The organism is Streptomyces sp. HP-A2021, assembly GCF_022807935.1.
GTDB classification, from domain to species: domain Bacteria; phylum Actinomycetota; class Actinomycetes; order Streptomycetales; family Streptomycetaceae; genus Streptomyces; species Streptomyces afghaniensis.
The window spans coordinates 24,928-38,732 of the sequence record NZ_CP094344.1 but is presented as its reverse complement, the minus strand read 5'-3'; the positions used below and the strand labels follow the sequence as shown (position 1 = coordinate 38,732).

Here is a 13,805-nt window from a genome sequence, read left to right as displayed (position 1 = left end):
ACTGGTCGTCGGTAACTTGTCTGCGCGTCACGATCGTCTTCCTACCGGATCCGCCTTCCAGGCGGATCCGGATCGGCGAGTGGTCAGGTCGGCACGGCGGGGCAGCTGGTGCCCCGCGGTGGGACTGCCAGGTCGGTGAGGTAGCTGTCCACGGCGTCCTCCATACATGGGCCGCTGGTGACGCTGCCGTGGCCGTGGCCCTCGTAGGTGAGGAGCACGCCGCTGCGGCCGAGCTGCCGGGCCACCGAGACCGCCCACGGGTAGCCGGTGGCGGGGTCGTGCAGCGCGTTGGACACCAGGATCGGCGGGGCACCGTGTACGTCCAGGCGGTGCTGCGGGTTGGCGGTCGGCGCGCCCAGACACGCCGCTGTCATGTGGATCGGCAGCAGGTAAGGCAGGTCAGGCGCCGTCATGTTCATCATGGCGACGAGCGAGGCGTACTCCTTGTAGTCGCGCACTGGCAGGTGCCAGTCCGAGCAGAAGACCGGCGTGGCCGGAGGCAGCGGCGCTGTCGAGGTGGGCGACGCGGGCAGCGGCTTGCTCGCCTCCATTCCCGCGATCGCCGTAGCCAGGCCCGCGTAGTCGGCCGCCTCGTAGAACTTCCGAAACGCGATCTTGTTGACCAGGTCAGAAGACGACAGCGAGAGGGTGTCGTGCAACAACCACTTACGTGTCGGGATGCTCCGGCAGGGCGAGCCAGTCCGACCAGGAGATCTCGCGGCCGAGGAAGCGCGGCTGCTCGAACGGCCAGTCGGCGGCGATCCACTGCGGCACCAGCGCATCGAGGGCCTGCTCGACCTTGCTGCCCACCAGCTCGTCCACCACCCACCAGGAGATCTCGCCGTCCGCGCCGGCCCTCTCCGGTGGGTCGATGTAGACACAGCCGAGCAGAGCTGTCTCCGCCGTGTCGAACAGCGCGTAGTTGAAGGACTGGTGTGCGGCGATCTCCTTCTCGTGCCGCAACAGGTCGGCCTGGTCGGCCTCGTAGGTCATGGTGGCCGCGGGCCAGCCCCAGGCCGGGCCGAAGATGGTCCACAGCCGCTCGCGCGAGCCCATCACAGCCGGATAGTCGAGCGGGGTGTCCGCCTCCCGGATCGGCCGCAGGTGATGACCACCGCCCGGCAGCGGTACCAGGACGGGGTGGACGAAGTCATCGGGAAGCCAGCTCATGGCGTCCGACCGTAACAGCGCGCGGCCGTCCGCTCCCCTGGATTTTCCCCGCATACCGCCAGGCCCTGCTCTCATGCTGGGCAGGGCCCGCGATCACCCGATCGAGACTCCCGTTCGATCGACAGACTCCATGATCGGTATGGCAACGGCTTCTCAGTTCACATCAGGTCGTGGGGCACACAACGGGAGCCCCGCTGTGCGCCTCCACCGCGCCGACGCTCGACGCTGCAGGGCCGTCGAGACCGCAACCCAGAATGTAACGAGGGCTCCACGCCACCAGGCCCCTTGGACTCGGCGGTCGGCAGGCCGTCGTGGTGTTGGAAGAGACGCCCCGGCTGGGAGAAAGGCGAATCAGTCGGGCCGATGGGGTAGGCGCGGCCGCTTTTGTGGTAGTTGGTCTCACTGAGCACCCAGAAGTAGAGGTGGGACACCGGTGGAAGGTGTCTGGCAGTGCCGACGATACTGGCTCACTTGATCACGATGAGTCCGTCCTTACGAAGGTGTCGGCCCATCTCGGTGCCGATGTTCACCGGCCGTGGCAGCCTTGCCCGGATCGGGTCCGGTTCTGCTCTCGGTGGGGAGGGCACGTTTGGGGCAGTACTGCTCAGTGCTGCTTACTCCCGTTCCGGGGATGGTTCGTGGGTGGTTCGGGCAGCCAGTCGCCGGTCGGGTCGTACTCCAGCCATCGGCTTCGTCCTGCTTCCTCAGCGCAGGCGGCGGCGAGGCTGTTCAGCCCTGGGTGGCCGTTTCCGGTGCGCCACAGCAGTGACCAGGCGTATAGCGGCGTGGGATCGACCAGGGGGAGGGAGCGCAACCCGGGGACCTGCGGCAGTGGCACATCGGCAGGCATCAGCGAGAAGCGTCGCGGGTCTGCTGTCACCTCGGCGAGGAAGTGGGCGGGCCCCAGGTTGACGCTCGTGGCCGTGTTCTGGATGTCGAATCGGTCGGCGAACCGGTGGAGGAAGTCGAGCCGGTTCAGCGCGCTGGGTGCCCACAGCGTGCTGTCGCGTAGTTGGCCGGGCCGCAGAGCCGGTTCGGCTGCGAGCGGATGGTCCGCGCTCAGTACGGCGTCCACCGGTTCGAGGCGGACGAGGCGGTGTGCTAGGCCGTCGGGCAGCGGGGGGTGGACGCGGCCGAAGGCCGCGTCGATGTCGCCGTTCAGCAGTGCCGTTGTCACCGACGGCAGATCGCGCCCGTGCCCCAGCGCCAGTTCCCCGGCGCGTCCGGCGACTTGGGCCAGCGTCCGCATCGGCGCGTAGAGGTGCCCCCAGACGTCTACGTGCAGCGGACGTTCCTTGTCGATTGCCGCCGCGACTGCGGTGTCGGCGGCGGCCACGGTCTGCCGGGCTGGTGGGAGGAAGCGCTGTCCGGCTTCGGTGAGGCGTACGCCGTTGCCGCCGCGCTGGAACAGCTCGGTGCCGAGCAGGGATTCCAGTCGCGCGATCCTCTTGGACAGCGCCTGCTGGGAGATGCCGAGCGTCCCGGCTGCCCGCCCGAAGTGCAGTTCCTCGGCGGTGCGCACGAAGGCACGTACCTGCGCCACGTCGAGATCCATGGCTCCCACCATAGGTGACAACCAAATGTTGTCGGCTTTGCTCAGCTGTTGTTGGATCGCGGGGTGGCCCCGGGGGTTGCATCATTTCCATGCAAAGACTGATTCCCACGGGAGACGCGGCGCGCCCGGTCGCCTTCGCCGAGGTCCCCCAGCCCGTGCCGGAGCCCGGTGAGGCACTGATCAAAGTCGAGGCGTTCGCCCCGAACCGGGGCGAGACATTCCTTCTCGAACAGCCCCGGCCGGAGCTGCTGCCCGGCAAGGACATCGCAGGGCTCGTCGTACAGGCCGCAGCCGATGGCTCCGGCCCCGGCATCGGCACCCGCGTGGTCGGGCACCCGGCGCAGGGCGGCTGGGCCGAGTACGCCGCCGTGCCCACGCACTCGCTCACGGTGCTCCCGGACAGCATCGACAGCGCGAGAGCCGCTGCTCTGCCCCTGGCCGGGATCACTGCTCTGCGGCTGCTGCGTACGGCCGGTTCGCTGGCCGGCCGACGGGTACTGCTGACCGGCGCCTCAGGTGGCGTCGGCCACTACGTCACCGAGCTTGCGGTTGGGGCAGGAGCCGAGCTGACCGCGGTGACGTCCACGCCGGTGCGCGGCGAGCGGCTCGCGGAACTGGGTGCGAATGTGGTTCACGACGTCGCGGCGGCTCAAGGGCCGTTCGATGTCGTGCTGGAGTCCACGGGTGGGCCCGGCCTGGCACTCGCCCTGTCGAAGGTGCGCCCGGGTGGCCTGCTCGTCTGGTTCGGTCAGGCGAGCCGCACCCCGGTGTCCCTCGACTTCTTCCAACTCCTCGGCGGGCCCGAGCGGGTCACGATCCAGCACTTTCACTACGCCGGCGCCCCATACGGCTCCGATCTCTCAGCACTGGTGAGCCTCGTGGAACAGGGCCGGTTGCACCCGGAGATCGGCCGCACCACCGACTGGGCACAGACCGCCGACACCCTTGTGGACCTGCGAGAGCGCCGGATACGCGGCAAGGCCGTCCTGCTGACCGGAGGAGCACGATGAGCACCGCCGAATTCGCCGCCGCCCAGTGGACACGCGCCACCGGTGCAGGCGTGGACCCGCACGAGTACCAGCGCGTCACCGATGGCCTCACCTCCGTCGCCGACTGGGGGCCGGCCTTCCTGCGCACCGGACAGAGTTACCTCCAGCGCGCGGAGGACGCGGGATCGTCCCGCTCAGCGGGGGAGTACCTGCTGATGGCGGCCCGGTGGTTCCACCTGGCCACCCTGGCGCCGTACGCGGAAGCGCATCGTGCTGCCGTCGAGGCGGATCACGCCTTGAGTAGAGCTCTCACCGTGTTGGAGCCTGGTGCGCGGCGGGTGAGTGGTGAGGGATTCACCGGCTGGCTGCGTGGCCCCTCCAACGCGCCGGGGACCGTGGTTGTCGTCCCCGGCCTGGACTCGGCCAAGGAGGAGTTCCTCGATCTGGTGTCCGCGCTGCTGGCCAGAGGGCTGGCGGTGTTCGCGATGGACGGCCCCGGACAGGGCGTGCTCGCGGCCACCACGACCTTCGTGCCGGACTACGAGCGGGTCGTGGGCCGGGTCATCGACGCCCTCGGCGTCGCGCGCATCGGGCTTGTCGGCCTGAGCCTGGGCGGCTATTTCGCGGCCCGGACCGCGGCGCTTGAGCCGCGTGTGGCAGCCGTCGCCACCGTCAGCGGTCCCTTCCGCCTCGACTGGGAGGAACTGCCCCCGCCGGTACGGGACATCATGGCCCATCGCGCCGGAGGAGCCGACGCCGCCCACGAGTTCGTACGTCACGTGGACCTCGCCGCCCTGGCCCCCCGCATCGCGGCTCCGCTGCTGGTCGTGGACGGCGACCAGGACGTCATCCCCGGCGTGACGAACGGCGAGCCCCTGGCCCGTCTGGCGCCGCACGGCACCTGCCTGTCCGTCCCGCACGGCGACCACCTCCTTGGTAACGCGCGGCCCGACTGGCTGCCCCACCTCAGCGACCACCTCACGCACACCCTGACGGGAACATCAGCATGAACCGCTTCTTCGGCAAGACCATCCTCATCACCGGCGGCACCAGCGGCATGGGTCTGGCGACCGCACACCGCCTTGTCGCCGAAGGCGCCCACGTCATCGTCACCGGCCGCACCCGCGCACGGGTGGACTCCGCAGTCAAGGAGCTCGGCTCCAACGCCTCGGGGATCGTGGCCGACGCCGCCGACCTCGGCGCGGTGGAAGCGCTGATGGAGACCGTCCGGGACCGTCACGGCCAGTTGGACGGCCTCTTCGCGAACGCGGGCACCGGCACATTCCTGCCGTTCGAGAACATCACCGAGCCGGACTTCGACCACGGTATCGACGTCAACTTCAAGGGCGTGTTCTTCACCGTCCAAAGGCACTGCCGCTACTGGCGGACGGAGGCTCGATCGTCATCAACGCCTCCTGGACCCTCCACCGGGGCAACAGCGTCCTGACCCTCTACTCGGCGGCCAAGGCCGCCGTGCACAACCTGGCCCGAACCCTGGCTGCCTCACTCGCCCCGCGCGGCATCCGCGTCAACTCCGTCAGCCCCGGCTATATCGACACCCCGATGTATCCCGCCGACGCACTGAGCGAAGCGGAGGCAGCGGCGGTCACCGGCCAGATTGTCGCCGGCCGCTTCGGACGCCCGGAAGAGGTCGCTGCGGCTGTCGCGTTCCTCGCCTCGTCCGACGCGTCCTACATCAACGGCCAGGATCTCGTCATCGACGGCGGCCTGGTCGGTGCCGTACCCGCCTGATGATCGGCCGCGCACACTCGCAGCCAGCCAGCTTCTGCGGGGGCTGCTGCGCTGCCGACCGCCCTCCAGCCTTCGTCCTCGACCGTGGGAAAGGCAGCCGCAGAGTGTGGGAGACGATCTCCATCAGCACCTGCGTAGGACCAGGTCAGCGACTTTCGTCGGTGCATTGAGGCCGATGAGAGGATCTCGCGGGACCAGCGCGAGACCAGATCCTCCAATGCGTCCGCAGGCGTTGCGCCGGGCAAGCGGCTTGAGCAGCTCGATGAGCTCCAGGCCGTTGCGCAGACCGGCGACGGCGGCGGTGGTCGCGGCAGTCACGAGGTCGGCGAGCTGCAGGTGCGGGACGTGATCGGACGGGGCGGTCACGATGGGCATCACCACACGGTCCGGCTTCACGTAGGTGGTACCGACCGTGGTGAGGTCCAGCGCCTCCGTCAGCCACTTCGTCTGGTCTTTCCTGCCACCGCCAGGTTCGTCGGCGATGACGACCCCACGCTCGTTCGTGGTCTGCAGCTCCCTCTCGATGCGCTCGTACAGGTAGCCCAGGATCGCGTTGGCCGCGTACTCCTTGTCCCAGTCCGCACAGCCACGGTCCCAGATCACCACGGCCGTACGGACGCCGCACTGCCCGGCGATCTCCAGCATCCGGCGGCGCGCGCCCTTCACCACTTCGCCGCCGGCGTTGTCCAGCCAGCTCCCCTTGGACGGCTTCCACTTAAACTCCTCGCCGCCTGGCATTCCGACCTCGGTCCGGAGCTGGTCGATTCGCGCGGCTGTACTGCGCCACCTGGTCCTCCGGGAACATGACTAGCGCCCACCGAGACGAGCTCGCCGAGGTGCTCCCGGCGAGGGCGCCGCTGCCCGCTGTCATCGATGAAGATCAGCCGCACTCGTTGTCTCCCGTCCTCGGCCCAGCCACATCAGCCTGCGCCGCCCCCTCAGCGCGCAATCGGCTCAGGAGCGTACGACGGGACCTGCCGGAAGACAGCGGCGGGAGTTCAGCGAGCTGTTTGCGGCCTCGATGAGCAACCGGACGAGTGGCGTGTGCCCGAGGGGCAGCCGTTCCTGATCAGGCCGGTCGGCATGTACGACGTCGAGTCGAACCGGTACTTTCTCGGTGTGATCGGCGTCGTCGCCGTGGAACACACAGGCCGCGCACGCCCGGGATCTGCCTTCAGGGGGGCGGGGCGGACGTTCCCCGGACGACGAGACGGGGGGTGATGACTTGTTCCCCGGCGGGGATCTCCGCACCCTCCAGGCGTGCGACGGCCCGGCCGACGGCGAGCCCGGCGAGGCGTGCGACGTCCTGTCCGACGGTGGTGAGGTCGATGTGGGCCAGGCGGGCCAGATGGCTGTCGTCGAACCCGACGACGGAGATGTCGCCGGGGACCGCGACGCCGGAGCGGAGGAAGAGGTCGAGTACGCCGGTCGCGCAGCGGTCGTTGAAGGCCAGTACGGCGGTGGGGCGCGGGCGGGTGGCCGACAGGGTTCGGGCGGCCTCGGCGCCTTCCTCCTCAGTGAGACCGCCGGGGAGAATGCGGATGAGTTCGCCCAGGCCGTGGCGGTTCATGGCGGTGCGGTAGCCGCGGCGCCGGTCGGCTGCGCCCGGTGCCCGGCCGCCGTCGATGTGGGCGATGTCGCGGTGGCCCAGAGCGACGAGGTGGTCCACCGCCTGGCCGGCTCCCTCGTCGTCGGCGGTCCGTACGACCTCCAGGCCCGGGACGGACGGCCGCAGCCGGCGGGCCACGGAGACGACCGGCAGTTGCCCGGCGAGTTCCGCCAGCCGCGCGGCGGGGGCCTGCGGGCCGAGCAGGATCAGCGCCTCGCAGCGGTCGTCGAGCAGCGTCTCGACGGCGCGCTGCTCGCCGCGCCCGGCGGCCACGGCACTCAGCGCGATCTGGTACCCGGCCGGTTCGGCCGCCGCGTAGATGCCCTCCACCAGGTCGGAGTGGAACGGATGCTGGAGGCCGAACTGCACCCCGAGCAGATGGGAGCGGTGGCTGCGGAGCAGCCGGGCCCGGGCGTCGGGTCGGTAACCGATCTCCCGCGCGGCCTGAAGGACGCGCTCGCGGGTGGCCTGGCCGGCCCCTTTCGCTCCACGCATCACGATGGAGACCAGCGCTGTGGACACCCCTGCCCGCGACGCCACGTCGGCGAGCGTCGGTCGCTTTCCGTTGGGGACCGCTGGGGTCGCCGGCAACCCGTCCTCCCTGGTCGGGGTCGTCTCCTGCAGAGTCGACTATAGAACGTTCTAGCTTTCACACGCCACCGGAGCCTTGACAGGGGAGGGCGACAGCTGTCGTACTGCTGCTCCACGGAGTTCTAGAACGTTCTAGTTCCTTGAACGTTCTAGCCCGAAGTCGCGGAGAGAGGTACGTGGCGATGTACACACTGGCGGCCTGCGCCGAGATGGTCTTCCTGGAACTGCCGATCGACGAGCGGGCACGGCGCATCCACGACGCCGGTTTCCAGGTCGAGATCTGGGACTGGACCCGGCACGACCTTGCCGCTCTGGCCCGGACCCCGGCCAACTTCTCCTCCATGACCGGCTACATCCGCGGCAGTCTGACCGACGAGGAGGGCGCGGCCGAACTCCTGAGCACCGCCGAGGAGTCACTCAAGGCGGCCGAGCAACTGGGCTGCCCTCGCCTGAACCTGCACGGCACCGGACTGGACGGCCAGGGCCTGCCGGTGGTGCCGGTGACCGGTGAGGTCACCGGTGAGATGTGGATCGCCGCCCACCGCACGCTCACCCGCCTCGCCGAGCTGGGCGAGAGCGCCGGGGTCGTCTTCACCCTGGAGAACCTCAACACCGCCGTCGACCACCCCGGGGTGCCGTTCGCGACGGCCGCCGACACCCTGGCCCTGGTCGCGGCCGTGGACCGGCCCGGGCTGCGGATGAATCTGGACCTCTACCACGCCCAGATCGGCGAGGGGAATCTGATCGAGCTGGTCCGCAGGGCCCATGCCCTGGGCCTGATCGGCGAGATCCAGGTGGCCGACGTCCCCGGCCGCCGCGAACCCGGAACCGGGGAGATCAACTACCCCGCCGTCGCCCGCGCCCTGGTGGGCCTCGGCTACGAGGGCACGGTGGCGATGGAGGCGTGGGCCTCCGGCGACAGCGAGCTCGCTCTGGAGCGCTTCCGCTCCGCCTTCACCGTCTGACTGTCTCCACTGCCTGTACCTACCCTGACGACGACGTACGGAGCACCCGCATGACCACCCAGCAGCCTCTCGCCGTCGGCCTCCTCGGCGCCGGACGGATGGGTTCGTTCCACGCCGAGACCCTCGCCCACCGCCTCCCGGGCGTCCGGCTCGTCGCCATCGCCGACCCCACCCCGGGCGCCGCGCGGAGCCTGGGCGACCGGCTCGGCTGCGCCACCGCCTACACGGACATCGGTGAACTGCTCGCCGACCCGCACATCGACGCGGTGGTGATCGCCACCCCGGCCCGTACCCACGCCGACCTGGTCGAGGCGGCCGCCAAGGCGGGCAAGGCGGTCTACTGCGAGAAGCCGATGGCGATCACCCTCGCCGAGGCCGACCGCGCCATCGCGGCCGCCGCGGATGCGGGCGTGCCCCTCCAGGTGGGCTTCAACCGCCGCTACGACGCGGGCTTCAGGGCCGCCCACGAGAAGATCGCCGCCGGCGCCATCGGCACACCGCAACTGTTGCGCTCGCTCACCCGCGACCCCGCTCTGGCCGACCCGGCCCGCATACCGCCGTGGACGATCTTCCTGGAGACCCTCATCCATGACTTCGACGTCCTGCGCCACCTCAATCCCGGTGCCGAACCCGTCGAGGTCTTCGCCATGGCGGACGCCCTGATCCGCCCCGACTTCAAGGACCGCGGCCTGCTCGACACCGCCGTCGTCACCGTCCGCTTCGACAACGGCGCCCTCGCCACCGCCGAGGCCAGCTTCCAGGCCGTCTACGGCTACGACGTACGCGCCGAGGTCCTCGGCTCGGCCGGGATGCTCACCATGGGCGACGTCCGCCGCACCCACCTGACCGCATACGGCCCGGACGGCGTCGCCGCCGAGTGCGTCACCTACGACCAGCACCTCTTCCACGACGCCTATGTGGCCGAACTCGCCGACTTCACCGACAGCGTCCGCACCGAGCGCCCCCCCTCCGCCACCGGCGAGGACGCACGCGCTGCCCTGGCCATCGCCCTCGCCGCCGTCCAGTCCGTCACCACCGGCGGTCCCGTCCGCGTCGACAAGCTCCAAGACCTGTGAAGCACGGGTCTTCGGCCGCAGCGCGGACCCCGGCGCCGTGTGACAAGTACGGGTGACGGCCAGGCCAGTCCAACATGCGACACCCCCGCTGCTCGAGTGCGGCGGGGGTGTCGGTGACTAGTAGACGTCTGAAGAGGGATGAACCGACGGACAGGGCAACGACGGAGGCGATCAGTCCACCGACACCGACGGGTGCGGCGATCTGTGCGAGTGGCCAGCCGCCCTTCATGGTCCTGACTTGGCCATGGACAACGCACAATGGCAAACCCTCTCCATAACTTCGGCTCCGCGGCCCACCCAGCGGGCAAGTCAGGGCTTTCCACGGCCACGGTGAGCATCGGCTCGGGCAAGGACCAGGTCATGCGGCTATGCCTTCCACGCAGCCCGGAGAAACTCCGTCGTTGCTGACCGCCGGGCCGCTTACGCTGGGCGACGTGTCCGCACCGAAACATCACCACTACGTGCCTCAGAGCCACCTGGCACGATTCGGGCGAGCGACATGGTCAGGGTGAGGCGCCGGTGCCCGCCGAAGACGCACCTCGCCAACGTCAAGAACGTCGCTGCCGAGACCGGCTTCTACACGATCACGGACGACAACGGCATGCCCTCCACGGCCATCGAGCACGAGCTCAGCGGCCTGGAAGGGAGAGGTCTTGCCGCCCTGCGCCGAATAGACGAGACGGGAATGCCTCCGGACGTCGGCACCGACGACCGCGAGCTGCCGTGCCTCTACCTGGCCGTGCAGATGGCCAGGACACCGCGCAAGCGCACGGGTCCGCTCTTCGAGCGGAACGTCACCGCATACGCGAACGGCCGGGAGGTCGACCTGGCGCTGATGACCGAGTACCTCACGCGCAAGCATCTCGGTCACCCGCCACGGGAAGCCGAAGCCCAGGGTGCCTGGGACTACTACCACGGCATGCGGGCGATGAACGGGGGCAACGACCCCACCCACGACGAAGCGGTCGCCGTGACGCTCAGCTCGGTCCGGGTGCGCATCCCGCAGTACCGTGCCCGGCACTGGCGGCTCGAGACCTGCCGCAAGCCGATCTTCCTCACCTCCGACGCGCCCCTGGTGCTCTGGCGCCCGGAAACTCCGGAGGACGCCCACCAAGGGTTCGGCCTGGAGGGTGCTCACGAGATCAGGTTCCCGGTCAGCCCCACGGCTCAGCTCGTGCTCGTCCCCGGGCACGGCACATCCGCGGAAGAGGTCAGGCTCAGCCGAGTGAACAGCTGCAACCAGGACCTCGCGGACACCTGCGAGCAGGCCGTCATCGGGCACCCGGACCGGCCCGCCGCGCTCGACAGAGTCCAGCTGAGCAAGCGCGGGCCCACACTGCGCTTCAACTCGGGCCCCGGCTTGCAGGAGAACCCGGACGGCACGCTAGAGCCCATGGGCGACATCTTGCACATGTACACGACCCGCCGGTGAGACCACACAGCTGTGGGCCGGGCAGAAGTCCCGCCCGACCCACAGCTACGCCTGTGCGCTACGACCAGCGCATCCCGATCGCGGACAGCTGCTCCACCCGCTCCGGCGACAGCGTCGCGGCCCTGCTCCGCTGATTCCCGACCCATGCCCCAAGCCGGAGCTCCCGCTCCTCCTGGTCCTCGCCGCTGTCGCCGTCTCCGTCGCCGCCCCCGATGACGATCCGCTCGACATGCTGCCTGGGTACTCGAAGGTGCCCCTCGCGCTCGTAGAACTGCTTGGCGGCGGTGTAGTTGAGGGCCCATTTGCTGGCTTGTGTACGGCGCGGTTTGGGTTTCTCGTGCTCGGTGGCGGGTGTGATTCCGAGGATGTGTTCGCACATCCACTGCTGCACGGTGGTGAGCTTGTCGAAGCCGAGCCGCTGCGCCCGGACCCATCGTCCGAGGTCTTCGCCCTGGTGCACGACCTTGCCGGGTTCGGTGGGCAGTTTGCCGGCTTCGAGGTGCTGTCGGGTGAGGTGGAAGGCGCGTTGCCATTCCACGGGCCAGGTGGGGCACCAGGACGGGTAGATGTCCTCCAGCTGCTCGCGCCGCTCCTGCGACATTGCGCCGGCTGACGATCCGACGGGCAGGCCTTTGGCTCGCCGTTGCTCGATCTCGGCGGCCTTCCGGGCGGCGGCCCGCGCGTTCTTGAGAAAGATCCCCACTTTCGCCCCCTGGAACGTGGCGTCCAGCGGGGCCAGGAGGTGTCCGTGTTCGGCGGCCCACCCGCGTGCCGCGGCGAGGCCTTCTTCCCAGGCGACGTCGTAGTGCGACCAGATCATGCCGAGCTTCTCCAGCTGCTCGATGCGGTCCTCGTCCAGCGCCCCGCGGGCGTAGAAGCGGCGAGCGTCGGCGATCCATTGCCCCAGTGGGAAATTGGCCAGCGACGCCGGCCACCCCTCATCCTGAGCCTCCTCACCCTCCGGCACGCGGTACGTGAAGGGGACCTTGAAGTCGCCGTGTTCGCGGGTGTAGATGACGGCGGCCTCCACGCCCCGGCGCCAGTGCTCGTGCTCGGGGTTGAGGACCCGTAGGTTGATGAACACCGCCAGCTGCGCGGGGTCGCGCGGCGTGGAGAACTTCAGCAACTGGCGGGCGGGCGCCGACGGGCCGCCGGACCCGTTGCCCTCGCCCCGGCTCTCCTGGCCCCCGCTGCGGCTCTGTACGCCCCTGACACGGCTTGGCGCCTGCTGCTCGGCGAGCTGCTCCACCACCCGGGCATCGTGCGCCCTGAGCGCCTCCAGCAGCTTCGCCAACCCGCCGAACGCCCGGGAGGTGAGCATGTTGTCCGCCGTCTCGCCCTGCCCCAGCAGCACCGGCACCACGAGGGAGGCGACCTTGCCCTCACCGGGTTGCATGCGTAGCGCGCGGCCGACGGCTTGGACGAGGTCGGGCATGGAGCCGCGCACGTCGGCCCAGTAGACGGAGTCGCAGTTCTTGGTGTCGACTCCCTCTCCGAGGACCTTCACCGAGCTCAGGAAGCCCTTCTCCACGATCGTGCCGTCCGTGGCGATCCCGGACGCGAACTCCCCGAGAACCCGCCGCCGGTGGTTGGGCTTGTGGTCGCCGCACAGCCAGTCCGCCCAGATGGTGGCCGGGTACAGCTCCGGGTCCGCGTCGTGCAGCTGTGCGGCGATGTGGGGGAGGCCGGCCGCGAAAGCCTCGGCTTCCTTGACCACGTGATGGAAGGTGAGCGTGCGGCGGAAGCCTTCCTCCGAGGCCGCCTTGATCAGCGCCGTCTGGAGCGCGGCGAGCCGGGCCCCGCGCACCTGGTCCGACCGCCCCTCGGCACCGAGCAGCATGGCGGCCTGGAGCTGGGTGTCGGTGACGTCCACACACACCACCTGATACGGCGCACAGATCCCCCGGTCGATCGCGTCCGAGAGGGTCAGGGTGTAGCAGCGCGCCCCGAACGGCCCGTTGGGGTCGTCCTCCATGCTCGCCACCAGCTCGCCCGGCGCGCCCTGCTCGGAGTCCTCGTCCAGCTGCCACAGCCGGGGCGTGGCTGTCATGTACAGCCGACGCAGGGCCGGGATCCGGGTGTTGTCGTGAACCACCGCCCACGGCTTCCCGATCCGGCCGGAACAGCGGTGGGCTTCGTCCACGATGATCAGGTCCCAACCAGGAAGGCCGGCCTCGTGCGCGCGCTCCAGCGTGCCAAGCCCCAGGCTGGCGTACGTGGCGAACACGGTCACCTTGTCGAACGGCCGCACCCAAGAGACCAGCTCGTCCACGTCCGTGGTGTTGGGGAAGGACACCTGCTCCCCGCGCAGGGACGACACCCCGATCATCGTGCCCGTACGCCCGCCCGCGCGCCAGGAGGCCTCAGTCTGGGCGAGCAGATCCAACGAGGGCACGAGCACCAGGACCCGGCCCGCGCGGAGCTCCTCAGCGCTCCGGGTGGCCACGAGACTCTTGCCGGATCCGGTCGCCATGATCACCTGAGTCCGGAGACCACCCTCCGGCACAAGAGATCTTGCAGGCAATTCGAGGGCGCGTAGTACCGCGCCCACGGCTTCTCGCTGGTGGGGGCGGAGTTCCATTGCTGCCATTCCGATCTGCCTTCTCCAGTAGGCCGGTGGGTGTCATGACGCGACAGGAAACGGGAAACCTGCACGTAGACGGTGC

At 69.7% G+C, this 13,805-nt stretch carries 11 protein-coding genes and 2 pseudogenes; 7 read left to right on the top strand and 6 right to left on the bottom strand.

Annotated elements, in window-relative coordinates; translation table 11 throughout:
• Positions 1–83: 83 nt before the first annotated feature.
• From MQE23_RS00190 to MQE23_RS00180, 3 genes and pseudogenes are all read right to left on the bottom strand, one after another.
• A pseudogene (locus MQE23_RS00190) lies at positions 84–644 on the bottom strand (alpha/beta hydrolase); the annotation flags it as partial.
• Positions 645–666: 22 nt separating this feature from the next.
• On the bottom strand, positions 667–1,170 hold the full coding sequence (locus tag MQE23_RS00185; protein WP_020269281.1) for a hypothetical protein: 504 nt from the start codon (positions 1,168–1,170) through the stop codon (positions 667–669).
• A gap of 604 nt (positions 1,171–1,774) precedes the next feature.
• On the bottom strand, positions 1,775–2,725 hold the full coding sequence (locus MQE23_RS00180; RefSeq protein WP_243377792.1) for a LysR family transcriptional regulator: 951 nt from the start codon (positions 2,723–2,725) through the stop codon (positions 1,775–1,777).
• 89 nt (positions 2,726–2,814) lie between these two features.
• Between MQE23_RS00180 and MQE23_RS00175 the strand changes: the two genes are divergently transcribed.
• From MQE23_RS00175 to MQE23_RS00160, 4 genes are read left to right on the top strand one after another with little or no spacing between them, the layout of a single operon-like run.
• Positions 2,815–3,735 carry a zinc-binding dehydrogenase gene (locus MQE23_RS00175; RefSeq protein WP_020269197.1) on the top strand — a complete coding sequence of 307 codons (921 nt, stop codon included), beginning with the start codon at positions 2,815–2,817 and terminating at the stop codon, positions 3,733–3,735.
• Positions 3,732–4,724, top strand: a complete 993-nt coding sequence (locus tag MQE23_RS00170; protein WP_243377791.1) for an alpha/beta fold hydrolase — start codon at positions 3,732–3,734, stop codon at positions 4,722–4,724. Before MQE23_RS00175 ends, MQE23_RS00170 begins: the two co-directional genes overlap by 4 nt.
• Positions 4,721–5,161, top strand: coding sequence for an SDR family NAD(P)-dependent oxidoreductase (locus MQE23_RS00165; protein WP_243377790.1), 441 nt, complete (start codon positions 4,721–4,723; stop codon positions 5,159–5,161). The genes MQE23_RS00170 and MQE23_RS00165 overlap by 4 nt, the downstream gene beginning before the upstream one ends.
• Positions 5,086–5,466: an SDR family oxidoreductase gene (locus MQE23_RS00160; protein ID WP_347710158.1), complete on the top strand. Its 381-nt coding sequence runs from the start codon at positions 5,086–5,088 to the stop codon at positions 5,464–5,466. The genes MQE23_RS00165 and MQE23_RS00160 overlap by 76 nt, the downstream gene beginning before the upstream one ends.
• Before the next feature lie 123 nt (positions 5,467–5,589).
• On the opposite strand, the pseudogene MQE23_RS00155 reads toward MQE23_RS00160, so the two are convergent.
• Together MQE23_RS00155 and MQE23_RS00150 are read right to left on the bottom strand one after the other, a co-directional pair.
• Positions 5,590–6,243, bottom strand: a pseudogene (locus MQE23_RS00155) (DUF3800 domain-containing protein); the annotation flags it as partial.
• Between the two features lie 397 nt (positions 6,244–6,640).
• Positions 6,641–7,666, bottom strand: a complete 1,026-nt coding sequence (locus MQE23_RS00150) for a LacI family DNA-binding transcriptional regulator (protein WP_243377789.1) — start codon at positions 7,664–7,666, stop codon at positions 6,641–6,643.
• 182 nt (positions 7,667–7,848) lie between these two features.
• On the opposite strand from MQE23_RS00150, the gene MQE23_RS00145 reads away from it, so the two are divergent.
• From MQE23_RS00145 to MQE23_RS00135, 3 genes are all read left to right on the top strand, one after another.
• Positions 7,849–8,631 carry a TIM barrel protein gene (locus tag MQE23_RS00145; RefSeq protein ID WP_243382396.1) on the top strand — a complete coding sequence of 261 codons (783 nt, stop codon included), beginning with the start codon at positions 7,849–7,851 and terminating at the stop codon, positions 8,629–8,631.
• A gap of 50 nt (positions 8,632–8,681) precedes the next feature.
• Entirely contained in the window at positions 8,682–9,707 is a 1,026-nt protein-coding gene (locus tag MQE23_RS00140) for a Gfo/Idh/MocA family oxidoreductase (RefSeq protein WP_243377788.1), read from the top strand.
• A 499-nt stretch (positions 9,708–10,206) separates the two neighbouring features.
• Complete coding sequence (locus MQE23_RS00135) at positions 10,207–11,139, top strand: DUF4238 domain-containing protein (protein WP_243377787.1); 933 nt, start codon at positions 10,207–10,209, stop codon at positions 11,137–11,139.
• Between the two features lie 58 nt (positions 11,140–11,197).
• Here the strand turns inward: MQE23_RS00135 and MQE23_RS00130 are convergent, their stop codons facing one another.
• Complete coding sequence (locus MQE23_RS00130) at positions 11,198–13,729, bottom strand: DEAD/DEAH box helicase (RefSeq protein ID WP_243377786.1); 2,532 nt, start codon at positions 13,727–13,729, stop codon at positions 11,198–11,200.
• Positions 13,730–13,805 lie beyond the last annotated feature (76 nt).